Origin of the sequence: Kitasatospora sp. NPDC058162 (assembly GCF_042884005.1) — a bacterium.
Classification (GTDB): domain Bacteria; phylum Actinomycetota; class Actinomycetes; order Streptomycetales; family Streptomycetaceae; genus Kitasatospora.
Genome location: NZ_JBHVUS010000038.1, coordinates 37,323 through 56,903, shown reverse-complemented (window position 1 = coordinate 56,903; position 19,581 = coordinate 37,323). Strand labels below are relative to the sequence as shown.

18 protein-coding genes are annotated in these 19,581 nt (G+C 74.6%); 10 read left to right on the top strand and 8 right to left on the bottom strand.

Annotated elements, in window-relative coordinates; genetic code table 11:
- Positions 1-44: 44 nt before the first annotated feature.
- The 4 genes from ACFVXG_RS38800 to mscL all read right to left on the bottom strand — a co-directional run bounded on the left by ACFVXG_RS38800 (position 45) and on the right by mscL (position 5,645).
- Complete coding sequence (locus ACFVXG_RS38800; protein WP_387934747.1) at positions 45-2,498, bottom strand: right-handed parallel beta-helix repeat-containing protein; 2,454 nt, start codon at positions 2,496-2,498, stop codon at positions 45-47.
- A gap of 340 nt (positions 2,499-2,838) precedes the next feature.
- On the bottom strand, positions 2,839-3,714 hold the full coding sequence (locus tag ACFVXG_RS38795) for an MOSC domain-containing protein (protein ID WP_387934746.1): 876 nt from the start codon (positions 3,712-3,714) through the stop codon (positions 2,839-2,841).
- Positions 3,715-3,997: 283 nt separating this feature from the next.
- Positions 3,998-4,795, bottom strand: a complete 798-nt coding sequence (locus ACFVXG_RS38790) for a DUF6643 family protein (RefSeq protein ID WP_387934744.1) — start codon at positions 4,793-4,795, stop codon at positions 3,998-4,000.
- A 400-nt stretch (positions 4,796-5,195) separates the two neighbouring features.
- Entirely contained in the window at positions 5,196-5,645 is a 450-nt protein-coding gene (mscL, locus tag ACFVXG_RS38785; RefSeq protein WP_387934742.1) for a large conductance mechanosensitive channel protein MscL, read from the bottom strand.
- Between the two features lie 466 nt (positions 5,646-6,111).
- Between mscL and ACFVXG_RS38780 the strand changes: the two genes are divergently transcribed.
- The 3 genes from ACFVXG_RS38780 to ACFVXG_RS38770 all read left to right on the top strand — a co-directional run bounded on the left by ACFVXG_RS38780 (position 6,112) and on the right by ACFVXG_RS38770 (position 9,054).
- Positions 6,112-7,314: a glycosyltransferase family 4 protein gene (locus tag ACFVXG_RS38780; RefSeq protein WP_387934740.1), complete on the top strand. Its 1,203-nt coding sequence runs from the start codon at positions 6,112-6,114 to the stop codon at positions 7,312-7,314.
- Between the two features lie 109 nt (positions 7,315-7,423).
- Complete coding sequence (locus ACFVXG_RS38775) at positions 7,424-8,098, top strand: thiol:disulfide interchange protein DsbA/DsbL (protein ID WP_387934739.1); 675 nt, start codon at positions 7,424-7,426, stop codon at positions 8,096-8,098.
- Between the two features lie 80 nt (positions 8,099-8,178).
- Entirely contained in the window at positions 8,179-9,054 is an 876-nt protein-coding gene (locus tag ACFVXG_RS38770) for an alpha/beta fold hydrolase (protein ID WP_387934737.1), read from the top strand.
- Positions 9,055-9,072: 18 nt separating this feature from the next.
- Here ACFVXG_RS38770 and ACFVXG_RS38765 read toward each other — a convergent pair whose 3' ends face one another.
- Positions 9,073-9,819, bottom strand: coding sequence for an SAM-dependent methyltransferase (locus tag ACFVXG_RS38765; protein ID WP_387934736.1), 747 nt, complete (start codon positions 9,817-9,819; stop codon positions 9,073-9,075).
- A gap of 55 nt (positions 9,820-9,874) precedes the next feature.
- Positions 9,875-11,014 carry a glycosyltransferase gene (locus tag ACFVXG_RS38760; protein ID WP_387934800.1) on the bottom strand — a complete coding sequence of 380 codons (1,140 nt, stop codon included), beginning with the start codon at positions 11,012-11,014 and terminating at the stop codon, positions 9,875-9,877.
- A 66-nt stretch (positions 11,015-11,080) separates the two neighbouring features.
- Between ACFVXG_RS38760 and ACFVXG_RS38755 the strand changes: the two genes are divergently transcribed.
- On the top strand, positions 11,081-11,851 hold the full coding sequence (locus tag ACFVXG_RS38755) for a glutamate racemase (RefSeq protein ID WP_387934734.1): 771 nt from the start codon (positions 11,081-11,083) through the stop codon (positions 11,849-11,851).
- Positions 11,852-12,865: 1,014 nt separating this feature from the next.
- On the opposite strand, the gene ACFVXG_RS38750 is transcribed toward ACFVXG_RS38755, so the two are convergent.
- Positions 12,866-14,026 (bottom strand): polysaccharide deacetylase family protein, encoded by a 1,161-nt coding sequence (locus ACFVXG_RS38750; RefSeq protein ID WP_387934732.1) that lies wholly within the window; start codon positions 14,024-14,026, stop codon positions 12,866-12,868.
- A 399-nt stretch (positions 14,027-14,425) separates the two neighbouring features.
- Between ACFVXG_RS38750 and ACFVXG_RS38745 the strand changes: the two genes are divergently transcribed.
- Positions 14,426-14,695 carry a hypothetical protein gene (locus ACFVXG_RS38745; RefSeq protein WP_350508898.1) on the top strand — a complete coding sequence of 90 codons (270 nt, stop codon included), beginning with the start codon at positions 14,426-14,428 and terminating at the stop codon, positions 14,693-14,695.
- Positions 14,696-15,015: 320 nt separating this feature from the next.
- Positions 15,016-15,504 carry an NUDIX domain-containing protein gene (locus tag ACFVXG_RS38740; protein WP_387934730.1) on the top strand — a complete coding sequence of 163 codons (489 nt, stop codon included), beginning with the start codon at positions 15,016-15,018 and terminating at the stop codon, positions 15,502-15,504.
- A 35-nt stretch (positions 15,505-15,539) separates the two neighbouring features.
- Here the strand turns inward: ACFVXG_RS38740 and ACFVXG_RS38735 are convergent, their stop codons facing one another.
- The gene (locus tag ACFVXG_RS38735) at positions 15,540-16,079 is read right to left on the bottom strand and encodes a PTS-dependent dihydroxyacetone kinase phosphotransferase subunit DhaM (RefSeq protein WP_387934729.1); all 540 of its coding nucleotides are present in this window, start codon (positions 16,077-16,079) and stop codon (positions 15,540-15,542) included.
- A 296-nt stretch (positions 16,080-16,375) separates the two neighbouring features.
- On the opposite strand from ACFVXG_RS38735, the gene ACFVXG_RS38730 reads away from it, so the two are divergent.
- The 4 genes from ACFVXG_RS38730 (at position 16,376) to ACFVXG_RS38715 (ending at position 19,560) form a co-directional block, all read left to right on the top strand.
- Entirely contained in the window at positions 16,376-16,621 is a 246-nt protein-coding gene (locus ACFVXG_RS38730) for a DUF397 domain-containing protein (RefSeq protein ID WP_350508933.1), read from the top strand.
- 803 nt (positions 16,622-17,424) lie between these two features.
- Positions 17,425-17,919, top strand: a complete 495-nt coding sequence (locus ACFVXG_RS38725; RefSeq protein WP_188295628.1) for a hypothetical protein — start codon at positions 17,425-17,427, stop codon at positions 17,917-17,919.
- Positions 17,920-17,984: 65 nt separating this feature from the next.
- On the top strand, positions 17,985-18,068 hold the full coding sequence (locus ACFVXG_RS38720) for a putative leader peptide (RefSeq protein WP_350508934.1): 84 nt from the start codon (positions 17,985-17,987) through the stop codon (positions 18,066-18,068).
- 307 nt (positions 18,069-18,375) lie between these two features.
- Entirely contained in the window at positions 18,376-19,560 is a 1,185-nt protein-coding gene (locus ACFVXG_RS38715; protein WP_387934727.1) for an acyl-CoA dehydrogenase family protein, read from the top strand.
- Positions 19,561-19,581: the final 21 nt, after the last annotated feature.

Sequence of the window (19,581 nt, the reverse complement as noted above, 5' to 3'; positions counted from 1 at the left end):
GAGTTCCCGACCGTGACGGCCACGGCCACGGCCACGGGCCACCGTTACGGCAGCGGCGCGGTCGGCAGGTCGGCCGGGACGAGCAGCTGCAGCTCCTCCGTGGACGGGTCGGCCAGGGCCGCCACCCGTACCGCGTGGCGCTCGACCATGGTCTCGAACACCTGCCGCGCGGTGCGCCCGTTGCCGAAGTTGGGGCCGCGTTCCAGCCGGGCGAAGTGGTCCAGCAGCGCGCCCTCGGCCGCCTCGGCGAGCGCGTACTCGTGCTCCGCGCACTGCGCCCGGGCGATCTCCAGCAGCTCGTCCGCCGAGTAGTCGGGGAAGGTGACGGTCCGTGAGAAACGGGACGAGACACCGGGGTTGGCGGAGAGGAAGCGCTCCATCTCGGCGGTGTAGCCGGCCACGATGACGACCACCTCGTCCCGGTGGTCCTCCATCAGCTTGACCAGGGTGTCGATCGCCTCGCGCCCGAAGTCCCGGGCACCGTCCTCGGGGGCGAGCGCGTACGCCTCGTCGATGAACAGCACCCCGCCGCGCGCCCGGTCGAAGGCGGCGGCGGTGCGGATCGCGGTGGAGCCGATGTGCTCGCCGACCAGGTCGACCCGGGCGACCTCGACCAGGTGTCCGCGCTGGAGCACCCCGAGCGAGGCGAGGATCTCGCCGTACAGCCGGGCGACGGTGGTCTTGCCGGTGCCGGGGGCGCCGGTGAAGACCAGGTGCCGGCGCAGCGAGGGGGCCTTGAGGCCGGCCTGGCGGCGGCGTCGGCCGACCGAGATCAGGTCGATCAGGGTGCGCACCTCCTGCTTCACCGTGGCCAGGCCGACCAGCGAGTCCAGTTCGGCGAGCGCCTCGTCGGCCGGCCGGCAGTCCGGGATCGGGGCGATCGCGGCCGTCGCCGCGGCTGCGGGGGGCGCCGCCGACACCATCGAGGGGGCGGTCAACACCGGTGTGGTGGAAGGTAGTTGGGATGACCTCGGGGTCGGCAGCTCGGGCCGCCCGGAGGCCGGCGGGCCGGTCGGGGCGAGCGGTGCCACGTCGTCCGAGGTGCACCCCTCCGCGATCGGTCCGGGCTCGGAGAACTCGAACCCGGCCCGTTCGTTCTGCTCCGCCCGGCACCGGATGAGCTGGGTGCGGCACCCGTCGATGATGTGGAAGCCGAAGCCCTTGCCGTGCGAGACCCGGCAGTCCTCGAAGGTGCCGCGGCCCTGGGCCGAGACGTACACCCCGGCGTCCGTGCTCGCCCGTACGGTGCACTCGCGCAGCACCGGGTCGGCGCCCTTGGTGACGATCACCCCGGTGGCGACGTCGGCGATCTCGCAGTCGGTGAGCAGCCCGCCGCTGCCGTGGTCGCGGAACCAGAGCCCGGTCCCGGCCTCCTGCACCCGGCAGGAGGCGAGCTCGACGGTGGCCCCGCCGCTGACCGAGACCGCGGAGCTGCGGATCCGGCTGAACGAGCACCCCCGGGCGACGGCGGCGGAGTCCCGGTCGAGGACGAACAGCGCGTCCGGCAGGTCGTACAGCGAGCAGTCGGTAAGGGTGAGCCGGGCGCCGTCGCTGACCCACAGCGCCGGGTACTCGCCGCTGGAGCCGTGGATCCGGCAGGACTCGGCGACCGCCTCGGTGCCCTGGTCCCAGACCGACAGCGCGCCGCGTCCGAAGTCCCGCACGGTGCTGTTGGAGAGGGTCAGCTTGGCGCGTCCGCGCAGGTCGGCGCCGTTCTCCGGCAGGTCGTGCACCCGGCAGCCGGTGAGCACCAGTTCGGCCTCGCCGTCCAGGGTGAGGCCGTTGCCGGTGACCCGGTGGATGTCGCAGTCGACCAGCCGCCCGCCGGCCTGCGCCTCGGCCTGCACGCCGCTGCCGCGGATCTCGTAGATCTCGCAGCCGGTGAGCTCGGCGGCGCTGCCCGGGTCGGAGAGCAGCACTCCGGCGCCGGAGGCGTGGTGGATGCGGCAGCGGTCCAGGGCGGCGGTGGCCCCGCCGAGGACGGCGAGTCCGGCCTGGCCGGCCGCGGCGACCTCGCAGTCCTCGAAGGCGGCGGCGGTGCCCTCGCCGCGCAGCCGCAGGCCGAGTCCGCCGGGGTTGGCGACCACGCAGCCGCGCAGGGTCGGGCGGGCGCCGCCGCTGATCTCGACGCCGGTGGCGGAGCGGGTCTCGATCCGGCAGCCGCTGAAGGCGGGCGTCGCCTGCGCTCCGGTGACCAGGACGGCGGGGGCGGAGCTGTCGCCGCCCTCGACCACCAGGTCGCGCACGGTCGCGGCGGCGGTGACGGTGATCGCCACTCCGGAGGCCGGTTCGATCCGCACGGTGCCCGGGCCCTGGGCCGGAACGATCGTCACCGGCTTGTCCAGCAGCAGGTTCTCCCGGAAGGTGCCGGGCCGGACGGTCACGGTGTCGCCCGGCTCGGCGGCGGCCAGGGCCTCCGCGAGCGTGTCGTACTCGCCCGCGCGGCGGCGCCAGCGGGATGCGCTGTCCTGGGTGACCCGGACCCTGTGCTCAGCCATGACGGTCTGTCGTCCCCACCTTCGTCGTGCCGGCGAACGGGCCGTGGGCGCGGGGGTGCGCGGGCCGTCCGCCCACCGTAGCGCGCCCGGACGGGTGATCCGTCCGCTCGTACGGACCGGTCCGGGCGGCTCGGCCCGGCGCTCCGTCGCGGCGCGGACACCGGGGGCGCCCACCCCGGCCACAGGTTCCGACCACTTGTTTCAACGAGCGCGCACAGCCGGAGTTCCGTCCGGGCGGGCCGGTCGCGAAAGTCCGGGTCGGTCGCGGCGGTCCGGTCGCGAAAGTCCGGGCCGGGCCACCGGGGAGGTCACGGAGCTCCGGGCAGGGCGCGGCGGCGGTTCAGCGCCCGTCGGCGGGCCAGTGCGCCCCGTCCTCCAGGACCTCGACGTCGTCGCCGACGCGCAGCGTCCCCAGCAGGTCGCCCTCGACGCCGGCCGGGCGCTCGGGGATCAGGTTCTGCCCGAACGCGGCCTTGCGCATCAGCTTGTGGTGCCGAGCCAGGGTGCGCAGCGGTTCGGGGCCGCGCCGCTCGCCGCTCTCCTGGTCGGTGGTGGTGACCACGCAGCGGCCGCAGGGCTTGACCACCAGGAAGGTGAGCGCGCCGATCCGGACCCGGCGCCAGCCGTCCTCGGCCCAGGCCTCGGAGCCGCCGATCACCACATTGGGGCGGAAACGTTCCATCGGGAGGGTCTCGTGGCCCTCCGGGTGCTCGGCGGCGATCAGCTCGTTGAGCCGCTCCAGCGAGGCGGTGGTGGTGAGCAGCAGCGGGAAGCCGTCGGCCATCGAGACGGTGTCGCCGTCCCGGCCGTACTCCTGGTCGACGGGCCGGGCGTGCGGGTCGTCCAGGTGCACCAGGCGGTAGTCGCCGAGGTGGTCGGCGATCCAGTCGTGGGCGTCCTTGGCGGCCTCGACGGCCTGGAAGCGGGTGCCCCAGACCTGGACCTCGGCGACCGGGTCACCGGCGGTGGCGGCGGGGGCGGCGACCTCGATCCGGGAACCGCCGGGGGCGGTCAGCGCCAGTGCGCCGGTGGGCAGCAGGTCGACCCGGATCTGTCCGAGGGCGGGGTTCTCGCGCTGGCTGACGAAGCGTCCGGTGGGGTCGGCGAGCATCCAGCGGCGGTCTCCGGCCAGACCCCAGGGATGGACCGCGGCGGTGTCCGGGCTCAGGCGGTACATCGACTTGACGGGGTAGACGTGAAGTCCGGTGAGGTGCATTCCCCCATCCTGCCAGCAGCGATCCGGCCGGACGCAGCTGCCCCGGGGCGGCCCGGGCGGGTGCGGATCCGTGCGGTTTCGTACGGTTCCGTGCGGTCCCGTACGGTGCGGCCGGCTCCGGAGGCCCCCGTACGCGCACGGACCGCCCGGTACGCCGTGGGGGGCGTGCCGGGCGGTCCGTGGATGACCCGTTCTCCGTTCGCCCGGCGTACGGGGGGCGCCGGGTGGTGCTCAGGTGGTGCGGGTGCGGGCCGGTGGGGTCGGCCCCGTGGTGCGGGTTGGCTCAGTAGCCCTGGCCCTGCGGCTGGTAGCCGCCCTGCTGGTAGCCGCCGGGCTCGCCGTACGGGCCCGGGCGCTGCGGCTGCATCGGGCGGACCGGCGCGACCGGCGCCATCGCCGGGCGCAGCTGACCGCCGCCGAAGCCCTGGTCGCCGCCCTGGCCCTGGAAGCCGGGACCGGCCGGGTTCGGGCCGCCGAAGGACTGCTGGCCGCCGAAGCTCTGCGGACCGCCCTGCGGGAGGCCGCCGGGCTGGCCCTGGCCGAAACCGGCCGGTCCGCCGGTCGGCTGCGCGCCGAAGGTCTGCTGGCCGCCCTGGCCGATGAAGGTGTTCTGGCCGCCGAAGCTCTGGCCGCCGGACGGCTGGTAGCCGCCGCTGGCGGTCTGCGCGAAGGCCGGGGCGGCGGGCTGCTGCCGCTGGTACGGCTGGGGGGCGCCGTAACCGGGGACGGGCGGCTGCGGCGCGGAGGCGTACGCCGGAGCGGGCTGCGCCGGGATGTACGCCGTGGCGGGGCCGGCGGAGGGGCCGCTGCTCGGGCCGGGGCCCAGGGCGAGGCGGGCGGGCGGCAGCGCGGGGAGGTTGCTGCCGGCGCTCTCGTACCCGTTGCCGTACCGGTTCTCGTAGGTCTGGCCGAGGCCGGATCCGTAACCGGAGGACAGGGCCGGCGGCAGGGCGGCCGGCACGTTGATGGGTGCGATCTGGGGGACGCCGCGCTCAGCCACGAGGCTGTCGTAAATCGGCGTGCCGGAGGAGAAGGACGGAGAGGGGTAGCCGACTCCGTCGTAGGAGCGGGGCGAGGTCATGGGGCATACGGTAAGCCCACAATGCGCCTGCTGAGGAGAGCGGGAGGGGGAGCAGTTCGAGTGTTTACACAGTCTTCGCCCGCACAAAGGTTTCGAAAGTAGGAAGAACGGACATACCGGCACTCAGTTCCGGACAGCTCTGATGCCCCGTCAGTGGTCGAACAGCACCCGGACGCAGCTGCCGCAAGGCCTTGCGGTGACCGGCCGGTGGACGCTCGGGGGCCTCATGGAGAAACTTTTGCGGACAGGGCGTGCGCCGGCGCATTCGAGCCCCCGCCGACGGTGCGGCGGGGGCTCGTGAATGTTTGGGGAATAAATTTCCCGTGAGCGCCCACAGTGGGCGGATCCGGACGCGCTCGGGAGCTCTTCCCGGCCGCCGGCCGGCCCCGTCGTCGGGGCGTCAGTGCGACTGCAGCGCCTGGGCCTGCGCGGGCAGGCCGGGCCGGGCGGCCACCTCGGTGGTGCAGAAGGAGCAGCGGGTCGCGGCGGCCGGGATGGAGCTCAGGCACTCCGGGCAGTCCGCCCTGGCGGCGGGCGCCGGAGCGGCCTTCTCGAAGCGCTCCTGCAGCTTGCCGACCGGCACCACCACGGCGAAGTAGATCAGCGCGCTGACCAGCACGAACCCGATCAGCGCGTTGACGAAGAGGCCGTACGGGAACTTGGTGCCGCCCACCTCGAAGGTCTTCTGGGTGAAGTCGCCGACCGCGCCGGTGGCGACCCCGATCAGCGGGGTGAGGAAGGCGCTGACGAACCCGGTGACGACGGCGGTGAAGGCCGCGCCGATCACGATGCCGACCGCGAGGTCCACCACGTTGCCGCGCAGCAGGAAGCTGCGGAATCCCTTGAACACCGGGTGACTCCAAATCCGAACGGGGAAGGGGGAGATGGGGCAGAACGGCGGGCGCCCCGGCCGGACATCCTGCCGACCGGCGCGGGTCGAGGTCCAACCGCGTTCACCCGAACCGCGTAACCGCCCGACGGCCCGGTCCCGGCGGTGCCCGCCCGAGGCGCGGGCGGGGCCCGGGCCGTCCGCGTACCGGCCGTCCGGCCGCCGGGGGTTCGCGGTTGACCCGTTGGGGTGACGCGGCGGTGCGGGCCGCCGCCGACGGCGTGAGCCGGTCCCCGACGCGGCGTGCGGGGGAGCGGAGGGCGGCCGCACGGAGCGGCGGGGGGCGAGGCGGGGCGCACGGCGGTCGCAACCGGCGCACGACGGCGGGTCCTCAGCGCACAGTGGGTGTACGGGCGCGGGCGCACGGGCCACCGCCAGGTTGCGCGAAGGGGCTGTACCGGGCGGGGCACTGTGCCAAGGTCGGTCCATGCCCGACCATACGGCGGCCGATTCGGCCGGAGCACGCCCGCGCGTCCTGCACCTGATCAGCGACGAACGCCGGGGCGGCGCCCAGAACTTCGCCCGTGACCTCCACCGGGAACTGCGCCGCCGGGGCCAGGCCTCCGCGCTGTGCGCCCTCGCCCCGCACCCCGCCGTACCGCCCGCCCGGCCGACCGCGGGCACCCCGGGAGTGTGCACCGCCGGGACGGCCGTGCCCGGGACCTGCGGCGAGGGCTGCCCCGACACCGCCCGGCTGCGCGCCGCCGCCGTGCTCGGGCCCGGCCGCCTGCGCCCGAGCACCCTGCTCGCGCTGCGCTCCGCCGCCCGCGCCGCCGACGTGGTGCTCGCCCACGGCTCCGACACCCTGGCCGCCTGCGCCCTCGCCCTGGCCGGCACCCCCACCCCCTTCGTCTACGTCTCGGTCGGCCACCCCCGGTACTGGACCGCCAACCGGCTGCGCAGACTGCGCGGCGGCGCCCTGATGCACCGCGCCGCCGCCGTCACCACGCTCACCGACGAGGCCCGCGGGGTGCTGGAGGAGCAGTTCGAGCTGCCCGGCGGCAAGGTCCGGGTGATCCCCAACTCCCGTGCCGCCGAGAGCTATCCACCCGCCGACGGCCGGGACGACCGGCGCGCCGCCCGGCACGCCCTGGGCCTGCCGGCCGACGTCCTGCTGGTCGCCTGGATCGGCGCGATAGCCCCCGAGAAGCGGCTCGACCTCGCCCTCGACGTGCTCGACCGGCTGCCCGACGTCCGGATGGCCGTCGCCGGGGACGGCCCGCTGCTGGAGGCCCTGGCCCGCCACCCGGCCGCCGCCCGCGCCCACTTCCTCGGCCCGCTGCCCGACCCGGCCCCGCTCTACCGCGCCGCCGACGCGTTGCTGCTCACCAGCGACAGCGAGGGGGTGCCCGGCGCGCTGATCGAGGCGGCCCTGGCCGGGGTGCCCGCCGTGGCCACCGACGTCGGCTGGGTCCGCGAGGTGGTCCGGGACGGCGCCACCGGAGCGCTGGTCGCCCCGGGGGACCCGCTCGCGCTGGCCGAGGCGCTGGCCAAGGTGCTGGCCTGCAACCGCGCGGGCCTCGGCGCGGCCGCCCGGGCGCACGCGCTGGAGCACTTCGAGCTGGGCGCGGTGGTGGACGACTGGCAGCGGCTGGTCGCCGAGGTGTGGACGGGCGGCCCGCCGAGCTGAGTCGCGGGCGTCAATATCCGTGGGCCCAGCTAAGCCGTTCGGGCGAATCCGGGCCCGCCGCCCCGTACCGACTCGTCGGTAACGGGCCGTCAGCACCACACTGCCCGGTGTGAACTCGAAGTCGCTGCTGCGCTCCACCGTCCTGTTCGTCATCGCCGCCGGGATCGCCGCTTCCCCGATCCAGGCCAGTGCGATGACCCACCAACCCCCCTCCGAGGGAAAGCAGTTCGTCAAGCTCGACCACCCGCAGCCGGTGCGTGAGGACACCCGTACCGAGGCCGTCGAGTTCTTCTGGTACGACTGCGGCCACTCCCAGGCGCTGGAGCAGCCGCTGCAGGCCTGGGTCGAGAAGCACCGCTCCGACGTCGCGCTGCGCCGGGTCCCGGCGATCTGGCCGGGCAGTCCGGAGGAGGGCGTGCAGCGCGCCCACGCCCGGCTGTACTACACGCTGGAGCGGCTCGGCCTGGTCGAGCGCCTGCAGAGCAGCGCCTTCCGCTCGATCCACACCGACCACGCCGACCTCGGCACCGAGTCCGCCGCCACCGACTGGGCGGTGCGCCACGGCGTCGACGCCCAGAGCTTCCGCGCGGCCTACCGCTCCACCGCGGTGCGGCAGTCGGTGGACGACGCGGCCGCCCAGTTCATCCGCTACGGCGTCAACGAGCTGCCGACGGTGGTCGTCCAGGGCGAGTACCGGACCTCGCCGAGCACGGCCGGCGGCGTCGACGCGATGCCCGAGGTGCTCGACTACCTGGTGCAGCGGGAGCAGTTGCAGAAGCACTGAACCACCGGTGGATGACGATCGGTCAGCCCGCTCCGCGAAACCCCTATGCCTAACCGTTCAGGTGCGCTTTAATGGTTATCATGAGCGAGCTGACGATCCCCCACGTGCACCACCGCCACATCGACCTCGACGGCCTGAACGTCTTCTACCGCGAGACCGGGCCGGCCGACGCCCCCGTCCTCCTGCTGCTGCACGGCTTCCCCGCCGCCTCCCACCAGTACGCCCGACTGCTCGACGCCCTCGGCACCCGCTACCGCCTGATAGCCCCCGACTACCCCGGCTTCGGCAACAGCGACAGCCCCGCGCCCGACGCCTTCAGCTACCGCTTCGACACCCTCACCGACGTCATCGAGCGCTTCTGCCTCGCCCTCGGCCTCGACCGCTTCGCACTGTACGTCTTCGACTTCGGCGCCCCCGTCGGCCTGCGCCTGGCCACCCGCCGACCGGAGTGGATCACCGGCCTGGTGGTCCAGAACGGCAACGCCTACGAGGACGGACTCTCCGACCTGGCACGGGGGTTCATCGCCCAGCGGCGCGGTGTCCCCGGCGCCGAGGACGCCGCCCGCTCGATCCTCACCCTGGACGTCACCCGCGGCCAGTACGAGGGCGGCACCGGCGACCCGAGCCTGGTCGCCCCCGACGGCTGGACCCTCGACCAGCACTTCCTCGACCTGCCCGGCCGCAAGGACATCCAGGTCGAACTCGCCCTCGACTACTTCTCCAACGTCGACCTCTACCCGGAGTGGCAGGCCTGGCTGCGCGCCAACCAGCCGCCCGCACTGGTGATCTGGGGGCGCAACGACGCCTTCTTCACCGAGGCCGGCGCCCGCGCCTACCTGCGCGACCTGCCGGACGCCGAGCTGCACGTCTTCGACACCGGGCACTTCGCGCTGGAGGAGAAGCTGCCCGAAATCGCCCCGCTGATCGACGACTTCCTGGCCCGGACGCAGAAGTAGCTGCGCTGGCGGGGGAGTTCAGTCGCGGCGCAGCAGATGGGTGACGAAGCCGAGCGTCCCCCGGTAGCCGTGCAGCCACCCGCCGCGATGGTGGTCCGCGGCCTCGCGGGCGGCCACCGCGTCCGGGTGCTCCGGGTGGTCCAGCGCCCACTCGGCCAGCGAACCCGTCCAGGAGAACTCGTAGTCGTCCCACTCCCGTGCCGTGCTGACGTGCCCGTACACCGGCGTCCAGCCGTCCGCGAGCACCCGGTCGGTGGTCGTCGCCAGGTCCGCGAAGTCCTCCCGGGCGGCGCCCAGCCCGTCCAGCGCGGCCCGGGACGGCTCCCGCTCCCAGAACCCCTCGCCGACCAGCAACCGCCCACCCGGCGCCAGGAGTCCACGCGCCGCCGCGAGCGTGGGCAGCAGCCCGCCGAAGGCATGGGTGGCGCCCACGCAGAGCACCAGGTCGAAGGGCTCCCGGTCGGTGAACTCCCGGGCGTCCCGGTGGTGCAGGCCGATCCGGCGCACCACGCCGAGCGCCGTCGCCGTCTCCCGGGCCCGGGTCAGCGCCCCGGCGTCCACGTCCACCCCCACCGCGCGCCAGCCCGGCCGCGCGGCCAGCGCCCGCAGCAGCCAGGCGCCCTCGCCGCAGCCGAGGTCCAGCACCCGGCCGGCCTCCCGCCCGCCCAGCGCGCGGTCCAGCAGACGGGACACCGACCCGTCCGCCAGGGGCGCCGCGATCGGGTGGTGGGCATGGGCGAGCCGGGAGATCCGCTGACGGTCCATCCGAGCAGTATGGGCCCCGACCGGCCCGTCGTGCCGGGCTTTCCCCTGTCCGGCCTCACGCCCGCGAGTACGTCCGGCCCTTCCAGGCCGCGCCGCGGCCGCGCCAGTGCTGCACCGCCGAGTCCACCGTCATCAGCAGGTACAGCGAGGCGGTGAACGGCAACAGCAGCACGGCCGCGGCCGGCTGCCCGTAGTACCGGACCATCGGCAGGTAGGTGCCCGCCATCACCGCCCAGGCCGCCCCGCCCGCCACCGCCACCCACGGCACCCCCGCCACCAGCCCGGCCACCGTCGCCACCGGCGGCACCAGGTACACCAGCGCCAGCCCCAGCACCGTCCCGAGCAGCAACAACGGCGAATGCCGCAACTGGGCGTACGCGCTGCGCGACACCATCCGCCACAACTGCTCCAGCCGCGGGTACGGGCGGACGCTGTCCACCTCCCCGGCCAGGCCCAGCCAGGTGCGCCCGCCCGTGGACTTCACCGCCCGGGCCAGCGACACGTCGTCGATCACCGCCCCGCGGATCGCCGCCACCCCGCCCGCCCGCTCCAGCGCCTCCCGCCGCACCAGCGAACAGCCGCCCGCCGCGGCCGCCGTCCGCGAACCCGGACGGTTGCTCCGGCGGAACGGGTACAACTGGGCGAAGAAGTACACGAAGGCCGGGACGACCAGCCGCTCCCAGCCGGTCACCACCCGCAGCCGGGCCATCTGCGACACCAGGTCCAGCCCGTTGGACTCGGCCGCGGCCACCAGCTCCGCCAGCGAGTCCGGGCCGTGCGCGATGTCCGCGTCCGTCAGCAGCAGGTACTCCACGTCCGGACCGGCCAGCTCCACCCCGTGCCGCAGCGCCCACAGCTTGCCCGTCCAGCCCGCCGGCAGCGAGGGAGGGGTGGTGACGGTCAGCTCCAGCCCGTCCAGCGTCCGCAGCTCCGCCGCCAGCGCGCCGGTGCCGTCCGAACTGTGGTCGTCCACCAGGATCACCCGTGCCCGCCCCGGGTACTTCTGCGCCAGCAGCGACGGCAGGCTCACCGGCAGCACCGCCGCCTCGTCCCGGGCCGGCACCACGACCGCCGCCTCCGGCCACCGCGCCGGCGGACGACGCGGCGGCAGCCGGACGTCGGTCCGCCAGAACGAACCGTGGCAGCACGCCAGCCAGAGCCAGACCAGCAGGGAGAACGCGGCGATCCAGAGCAGGACGGTCACCCCCGCAGTCTGCCGCAGAACCGGCCGCGAGAGGTGGATCGACTAAAGTCTTGCCTCGTGAAGATCGCACTGATGGACTCCGGAATCGGCCTGCTGGCCGCCGCCGCCGCGATTCGGAAGCTGCGCCCGGACGCCGATCTGGTGCTCTCCTCCAACCCGGCCTCGATGCCGTGGGGGCCGCGCACGCCCGAAGAGGTCACCGAGCTGGCCCTCGGCTGCTGCCGGGCCGCGGCCGCCCTCGAGCCCGACGCCCTGGTGATCGCCTGCAACACGGCCTCGGTCCACGCGCTCGACACCCTGCGCGCCGAACTCGAACCCGGGCTGCCCGTCATCGGCACCGTCCCCGCGATCAAGCCCGCCGCCGCCCTCGGCGGCCGCGTCGCCATCTGGGCCACCCCGGCCACCACCGGCAGCGCCTATCAGCGCGGGCTGATCCGCGACTTCGGCGGCACCGCCGAGGTCACCGAGGTCGCCTGCCCCGGCCTGGCGGACGCCGTCGAACACGGCGACGACGCGGCCACCACCGCGGCCATCGCCGACGCGGCCGCCCGCACGCCGGAGGGCACCGACGTCCTCGTGCTCGGCTGCACCCACTACGAACTCGTGGCCGAGCGCATCCGCGCCGCCGTCGCCCCCACCGCCTCCCCGGCCCTCGTCCTCCACGGCTCCGCCGAGGCCGTCGCCGCCCAGGCCCTCCGCCGCGTCGCCGACCCCACCCGCACCGGCACCGGCACCCTCACCGTCCTCCACGCCGGCGCCCCCGCCACTCTCCCCCCCACCGCCACCCTCTACCCCCAGGGCCTCACCCTCACCGCCGTCCCGGCCTGAGCCACCCCCACCTCGGGGGCCTCGCCCTCACCCCCGTCCCAGCCTGACCCACCCCCGCCCCCGGGGCCCGCGCTTCGATACCTCGCACAGGAAGTCGGCCCGGCCGACTTCCCGCGCATCCGAGCCCGAGGCACCCGGAGCCCGGCCCCGGCGGCAGCGCGCCTCGAAGCCGCGCACCCTCGAGCAGCGCGAGCTCACCCACCTCCCACAGCGGCACGGGCGCCGACCCCGATCCCCCCTGCAACGGCCCACCGAACCTCGCGCAGAAAGTCGACCCAGCCGACTTCCCGCGCGCCCGGGCGATGCCGGTCAGCGCCCGGGGGTGGAGCAGCGCTCCGGTACCCCTACCTCCCGCAGCCCCCGAGCACTCGGTGCCCGGCCCCATCGGCGCCCGGGGGCGCCGCCTCGAAGCCGCCGTAGGCCCTGAGCAGAGCAAGCTCACCCGCCTCCCACAGCGGCACGGGCGCCGACCCCGCCCCCGGCACAGGAAGTCGACCCGGCCGACTTCCCGTGCCCGGCTGGTGTCGCCAGGGCAGGGCACGTGCCTGCCCGGCAAGCATCGGCCCACGGCCCTCCGGGCCGGGATGGCCGGATCCCGCAGGATGGATGCCGCACAGAAAGTCGACCCCGCCGACTTCTCGCGCCCGTTGGTGTCGCCCAGGCAGGGCACGTGCCTGCCCGGCAAGCATCGGCCCACGGCCCTCCGGGCCGGGATGGCCGGATCCCGCAGGATGGATGCCGCACAGGAAGACGACCCCGCCGACTTCCCGCGCCCGTTGGTGTCGCCCAGGCAGGGTGCGTGCCTGCTGGGCAGGCATCGGCCCGCGGCCCTCCGGAGCGGGGATGGCCGGATCCCGCGGGATGGGTGCCGCACAGGAAGACGACCCCGCCGACTTCCCGCGCCCGGTCCGTGTCGCCCGGGCAGGGCGCGTGCCTGCTTGGCAGGCATCGAGCCGGGACGGGTGCCGCGCAGGAAGCCGCCCCGGGCGGCTTCCTGCGCGGCACTGTCACCGGTCAGGCCACCTCTTGGCGGCGCCAGCGCCGGTAGGCGGGTTCGAGGCCGGAGAGGATGGTGTCGAAGCGGCGGATGCTGGTGGTGGAGTCGACCTGGAGGCGGCTGATCTGGAGGGGGTGGTTGGGGAGTCGGGGGCCGAGGCGGTGGTCGGAGAGGAAGCCGAGGCGGTAGCCGAGCTCCTGCAGGACGGTTTCCGCACGGGGGTCGTGGCCGCCGTCGGGGTAGGCGAAGGCGATGGGGGGTTCGCCGAGCCAGTGGGTGAGGGCTTCGTGGGCGCCGGTGATCTCGGCGCGGACGGTGGCGTCGTCGCAGCGGCCGAGGCACGGGTGCCCCTGGGTGTGGTTGCCGATGGCGACCCCGCCGTCCCGCAGGGCGAGCAGGTCGGCGGGGGTGAGCTGTTCCTGGCTGGGGGGCCGGCGGTCGGCGCTGACCCGCAGTTCGTGCAGGCTGCGGCGCCGGTCCGGGTCCGGCATGGCCTTGAGCCGGGGGAGCAGCTGGGAGGGGTGGCCGCAGTCGAGTGAGCGGGCGCGGCCGCCGTGGCGGGCGAGGAAGTCGGCCTCGTGCCACCAGAAGGGGCGTTCGGTGCCGATGAGTTCGGAGATGACGAAGGCGGTGGCGGGGATGCCGCGGGCGTCGAGGGCGGGCAGGGCGTGGGTGAGGACGCTCCGGTCGGCGTCGTCGAAGGTGACCAGGACGCTGCGCGGCGGCAGCGGCCGCTGTTCGGTGACGGCCTGGAGGACGGCCTGCAGCGAGACCGGGGTGGCGAGCCTCCGCAGCCGGTCGAGCTGGGCGCCGAAGGAGCGGTGGTCGGTCACCCCGTGGTAGGCGAGGACGGCGAGTCGCTGGGCGGCCCGGGCCCGGAACAGGGGCTGTACGGGGGCGAACCGCAGCCATTCGCCCCGTGCGTCCTGCTGTTCCTGGTCGGTGTGCTTCGCGTCGACGTGCTTCGTCCCGAGGCGCTTGCCGTCGAGCCGGGTGCCGTCGAGCAGGGTGCCGTCGAGCCGGGTGGTGTCGAGCAGTGCCGTCTCGACCCGGGGCTTCTCGAGCCATGCCGTCTCGAGGAGGTCCGGGTCGAGGAGCTTGGTCTCGACGGCCGGGCGGGGTCGGCCGGCGCCGTGGTGGTCGGACGCGCAGCCGGTGGGTGGTGGGAGCGGCCGCATGCCGGGTCGGGGCCTGGCGCGTGCGGTGGCGGTCGATGGGGTGGATTGGGTCTGCGGCAACGGTTCCCCCTTGGTCGCCGAGCGGCGTGGCGGTACCGCCGGAGGACGGAGCCCGGCCTCCGACTCCAGGGGGCGGCGGCTCCGCTCCCTGGGTATTCCGGTTCTCGGTGGGGGTTTTCACCCGTCCCGTGAACGGCTCCTGGATCACTCGATGCCATTGAGACCGCTCCACCGGGCGGATGGTTGTACCGGGGGGACGAGGATTTTTCGTGGACTGATTGTGGAGCCCGTACACGTGGTCGCGGTCCGGGAGGACCCCCGCGGGGCGGTTGCGCAGGGTGCGCGGAGCCTCACTCCCTGCGGGCTGCTTCGGGGGGCCGCCCGGGGTACCTTGGGCTCATGGCAGATGCGGACCGTGATCCCTTCCACCTGCACGGGGCGACCCGGTGGAACCGCGCGTGCAGCGGCGGAGCCCTTGTCACCCACCGGATTCCGCTGGCGGCGGCGGGTGTGGCCTGCCTGGTGCTGGGCATCGTGGTGGCCGTGATCGTTCCGGACAGTGACGGTCCGGCGTGGGCGATGGCGGTGGCGGGCTGCTTGGCGGCGGGTGTCCTGCTGCTCGGCCGGATCGTCTTCGGGGTGGTCCGTCGGCGGGGTGCCGCGCTCTGAGGGTGCCCCCGGCGGGTCACTCCGGCGGGTGCCGGGCCGGATGGTCGTATGCGGTTGATCAACTTATCAACAGATGGATCAACAGATAGAGCGAATTTGGTCAGAACGACCGAATTTCATCGCTTCCGACAATCTCGTGCCCCCTTCTTCCGCATTCCCGGACAACGGCTTCCGCTCCTCTGTCATGAATGCGTTCTCTCGACTCGGAACGCCCCGGCGGGGAAGTGCGGAGAGGCACCCATGAATTGTCGTGTTCGCCTCATGAATTCGGACGGCGACAGCCCCGGAAGCCGCCCGGCGGGCTGGATAGGCTGCGCCGCATGGCGATTCCTCCCTTCCTCCTCGAACTCCGCTCCCTCGTGGGCACCCGCCCGCTCTGGTTGAGCGCCGTCGCCGCGATCGTCGTGGACGACCGCGGCCGGGTGCTGCTCGCCCGCCGGGTCGACGACGGCCGGTGGGCCTCGGTCGGCGGCATCCTCGACCCCGGTGAGCAGCCCGCCGACGGCGTGGTGCGCGAGTGCCTGGAGGAGACCGGTGTGGAGGTCGTGCCCGAGCTGCTCGCCTCGGCCACCGTGACCCCTCCGGTCCACTACCCGAACGGCGACGTGACGCAGTACCTGGTGCTGACCTTCCGCTGCCGGGCGGTCGGCGGCGAGGCCCGGGTGAACGACGACGAGTCCCTTGAGGTCGGCTGGTTCGGGCTGGACGAGCTGCCGCCGATGCTCGACTTCGAGCACGCGCGGCTGCGCCACGCACTGGAGTGCGAGGGCCCGGCGGTGTTCACCTGGGAGGGCCGGGAGCGCCCCTGAGGCCGGGGCCGGGCCGGACTGGGCCGGGCCGGGACTCAGCCCTTCTGCTGCCGGTAGGCCTCCTCCGCGGCGTCCAGGACCGCGGCCAGGTCGCCGCCCGCGGTGGCGGTCGCGGTGGCGGCCACCGCGCCCTCGACGAAGGGGGCGTTCGCGAAGCGGACCGGGAACGGCAGGCCGTGCTCGTCGGCCTCCGACAGCAGGGCCCGCACGGTGCTGACGGCTCCGTTCAGGTCCGCGAGCACCACCACGCCGTGGCCCTGGTCGACCCGCCGGGTGGCGGCGGCCACCAGCACCGCGCTGATGCCCGGTCCGTCCGCCGGGTCGCCGCCGGTCGCGGCGACCGGCGCGGGGGAGTCGGATCCGGTCAGAGTGAGCGCCAGGGAGCGTACGGCGGTGGCCAGTTCCTGGCTGTGCGAGACCAGGACGATCCCGACCCGGCCGTGCGCGCCGGGCCGGGCCGGGGTGGGCCGGGGCAGCGGGGTGGGCGCGGGCGGGGTGCGGGGCGCCGGCGGGTGGGCCGAGGGGGCGTCGGAGATGGGGATGACGTCGGCGCGGGTGCCGTCCCGGCGGCTCATCGGCTGCTCCCTGGGGCGAGGTGGTGGGCTGGGTGGTCGTCGGGCCCTGGAGGGGCCGCCCCGGCGTCCTGGCAGCACTCTGGCAGCTGCCGGCGGCCCGGCCGGTCGGGACACGCCCCACCGGCCCCCGACCGCTCCTCCACCGCCCTCCGCCCCTCTCCTCCCCGCGCGGGGGAGTCCTCGCCAACCCGCTGACCGGGGCCGGGAGGTGTGGTTAGGCTGGCGCTGGAACGCCGTCGGGAGGAGATCGGTCAGTGGCAGTCAACAGCGGGACGGACACCGGGGTGGACGCCGGGGTGAACGGCGGAGCGGTCGGCGCCGAGCCGGAGCTCGCGCGGAACGGGAAGCCGAAGGTGGACTTCACCGGCGCCGAGTGGCTGTGCAGCAGCCAGGGCGTCGGGGACGTCCAGATCGCGTTCGTGGACGGGTACATCGGGATGCGGGACGGCCGTCAGGAGGACGGGCCGGTCCTGGTCTTCACCCCGGCCGAGTGGCGGGCCTTCGTGCTCGGCGCCCGGGACGGCGAGTTCGACCTCACCTGAGCCACCCGCGCCGTCCGGGCGCCCCCGCGGAGCGGTCCGAGCTGCAGGAAGACCTGCGGCGTCCGGGTCCGCTCCGCCGGTGTGTCCGGACCGCAGCCGGGCCGAGGTCGAGCCGGTCGGGCCGTGGATCCCGGTACCGAACATCACAACTGATGATCTTTTGAGCGTGCCCCGTCAGAATTTCTGTTGACTGTTAGACAAACGCAGCTCAGAGTATGAGCACAGGCAGACGCCGTGCCCACCGCCCCCACGCGGCCAGACACGGCGCCTGCTGTTGCGGCCCGGCAGCATTGCCAGGCCATCCTCCCAGTCATCCCCTGCGCACCGGGGTGCGTCGGCCGGTCCCGGCCCACGAGGGGCCGGCAGTCGCCGGGAGGCTGGCGCCGACGCCGAGAGCGACTCGGAGACGGCACCGTTTGCTCGGGACCCGCACGCCCCCACGCGGCGGCGTCCCGAGCAGATCCACGGGAGCGACGGGCCGGGGCCCCGCGGATCTGGCTCTTGTTGCAAGGAACTGCAATGGAACTGTTGGCTTGTGTGTTGTGCAGTGTGCGATGACGAAGCTGGGTGCTCGGCAGTTCGGCACGACGAGTGCACAGTGAGGGATACGCGTGTAGGGCCGCGTTGCGACATGCCGTCCCCCCGGAGGGTGAAACCCAGAACGGCTGTCGTGCTGAACCGAACGTAGCCCGGACGGTTGCTCAGAGTCAACATTGGTCTCTGAGCGTCGACCTCCCGCCCGTCCCCCGTCGGGGTCCCACCCGCCTCGTGAGTGCGGTGTGCCGGGCACGTACGATGTTCCCATGTCTTTTCTCCGCCGTCGCTCCGGACAGCCCGCCGGCCCGGACTTCGACGTGCTCGCGATGGACCCGGGCGACTGGCCCGGCGACTTCGGTGCGGCCATGATGACCGGCCCGGACGGCTCCTGTCAGGGGATTTTCCTGCGCTACGACCTGTTCGGCGGCAGGGGCCCGGCGATGTTCATCGGCAACCTCCCCGAGGGCTCGCCCGCCCGGGAGACCGGTGACGACGTGCCCTTCGAGGTGCGGCAGCTGCTCGCGGCGCTGGAGAACGACGAGCCGGTCGAGTTCGCCTCGGCCGAGGACTTCCCGGTGATGCTCGGGGACGACCTGCTGATCGTGAAGAAGGTCAAGGTCAGCGAGGAGCGCGTGTTCTGCGCCCAGTTCGGCCGCAGCGACGGCGTGCTGGTCACCATCGCGTCCTGGGACCGACCGATTTCGGACGACCTGTATCAGCTGCTGAAGCCGCTTCCGGCCGACATGTTCCAGCAGGGCTGACCGGGCCCGCCCGGGGCCTGGACGCTGCTTGACGGTATCGATCACCGGTTCGTACAGTCGCGGACATGCCGTGCCGTCTCCCGCTGTTGACCCGTCGCAGGCATCTGGACCTGTGCCGGACCGCCGGCGCGGCGTGTCCGGGCCGCTGAGGGGGGATCTCGCCCCCGTGGCGGTGGGCGGCCGACCGGACCGGGTCGGCGCCGAAGTCGGGGGTGGGCCGCGGGCCGGCCTCCGGGGCCGCCGGCTCGTTCCGCGCGCCCGTACGGCGTGCCGCCCGCATCCGCTGAGCCCACGCTGCCGCCCGGAGGCACCAGTCCCATGACGACCATCGCCGCCAACGATCGTTCACCGAACGATCGTGATCGAACCGAACCGTCGGATTCCGGCCACCTCGCGCCCTCGGCCCCGCCCGCGCGCCCCTCGGTCCCCACCCGTCCCGCCCGGCCCGCGGCACCCGTGCCGCCCGTCCCGGTCGCCGCCGCCGGGCCCGACCGCTCGGCGGTCGAGGCCGCGCTGGCCGGGCTGCCCCGGGTGGTCGACCTGCTCGCCGCCCGCGCCGAGGAGCACGACCGCGACGCGACCTTCCCGTACCAGGGCATCGAGGCCGTCCACGAGGCCGGGCTGCTCACCCTGACCGTCTCCCAGCGGTACGGCGGACCGGGCGGCACGCTCGCCGACACCGTCCGGGTGCTGGCCCAACTCGGCCGCGGGGACGCCTCGGTGGCCGTGGTCACCGCCTTCACGCTGCTCCAGCACGCCGAGCAGGCCCGCCGCGCGAGCTGGCCGGCGGCCGGCTACCGGCGGCTGCTCACCGAGTCCCGGCGCGGGCCCGCGCTGGTCAACACGCTGCGGGCGGAACCCGGCGGACGGGCCGGAGCGCCGCCCGGGACGGTCGCCCGACGGGACGACGAGGGCTGGCTGCTGACCGGCCGGAAGACGTACTGCACCGGCGCCGAGGCGCTGGCCTGGATGGCCGTCACCGCCCGGACCGACGAACCCGAGCCGCGGGTCGGCACGTTCCTGGTCCGGGGCGAGAGCGAGGGCCTGGAGATCGACCCGACCTGGGACCAACTCGGCCTGCGGGCCAGCGCCAGCCACGACGTCGTCCTCGACGCGGTGCGGGTCCCGCTCGAACTCGGGCTCGGACTGCGCACACCCGGCCAGCAGGACGGCGCTGAGGCCGAACTCGCCCGCGCCTGGCACGACCTGGCCCTCGCCGCGGTGGCGGTCGGGGTCGCCCGGGCCGCCGAGGCCTGGCTGATCCGCTTCCTGAACCAGCGGACTCCGGCCAATCTGACCGAACCGCTCGGCACCCTGCCGCGCTACCGCGCCGCCCTCGGCGAGATCGACGCCCAGCTGATCGGCGCCGAGGAGCTGCTGCACGGCCTGGCCCCCCGGGTGGACCGGGGCGAACCGGACGCCGTGGGCCGGACCGGTCCGGCCCACCTGCTGGCCACCCGGGCCGCCGTGACGGCCGTTCAGCAGGCCGTCGCGCTCACCGGCAACCCGGGGCTGAGCCGGCGTCACCCGCTCGAGCGCTACCTGCGGGACGTGCTCAGCAGCCGGGTGCACCTGGCGCCCGAGGAGGCCGTGCTGGACGACGCCGGCCGGGCCGCCCTGGCGCGCGGCGCCAAGGCGTAGCGCGTCAGGGCCCGTCTTCAA

Bases quoted from the DNA above. Each gene is read 5' to 3' on its own strand.
- ACFVXG_RS38740 (WP_387934730.1), top strand. From the start codon at position 15,016: ATGGCGATTCCTCCCTTCCTCCTCGAACTCCGCTCCCTCGTGGGCACC.
- ACFVXG_RS38725 (WP_188295628.1), top strand. From the start codon at position 17,425: ATGTCTTTTCTCCGCCGTCGCTCCGGACAGCCCGCCGGCCCGGACTTC.
- ACFVXG_RS38750 (WP_387934732.1), bottom strand. From the start codon at position 14,026: ATGCGGCCGCTCCCACCACCCACCGGCTGCGCGTCCGACCACCACGGC.
- ACFVXG_RS38780 (WP_387934740.1), top strand. From the start codon at position 6,112: ATGCCCGACCATACGGCGGCCGATTCGGCCGGAGCACGCCCGCGCGTC.
- ACFVXG_RS38770 (WP_387934737.1), top strand. From the start codon at position 8,179: ATGAGCGAGCTGACGATCCCCCACGTGCACCACCGCCACATCGACCTC.
- ACFVXG_RS38795 (WP_387934746.1), bottom strand. From the start codon at position 3,714: ATGCACCTCACCGGACTTCACGTCTACCCCGTCAAGTCGATGTACCGC.
- ACFVXG_RS38720 (WP_350508934.1), top strand. From the start codon at position 17,985: ATGCCGTGCCGTCTCCCGCTGTTGACCCGTCGCAGGCATCTGGACCTG.
- ACFVXG_RS38735 (WP_387934729.1), bottom strand. From the start codon at position 16,079: ATGAGCCGCCGGGACGGCACCCGCGCCGACGTCATCCCCATCTCCGAC.
- ACFVXG_RS38745 (WP_350508898.1), top strand. From the start codon at position 14,426: ATGGCAGATGCGGACCGTGATCCCTTCCACCTGCACGGGGCGACCCGG.
- ACFVXG_RS38800 (WP_387934747.1), bottom strand. From the start codon at position 2,498: ATGGCTGAGCACAGGGTCCGGGTCACCCAGGACAGCGCATCCCGCTGG.
- ACFVXG_RS38765 (WP_387934736.1), bottom strand. From the start codon at position 9,819: ATGGACCGTCAGCGGATCTCCCGGCTCGCCCATGCCCACCACCCGATC.
- ACFVXG_RS38790 (WP_387934744.1), bottom strand. From the start codon at position 4,795: ATGACCTCGCCCCGCTCCTACGACGGAGTCGGCTACCCCTCTCCGTCC.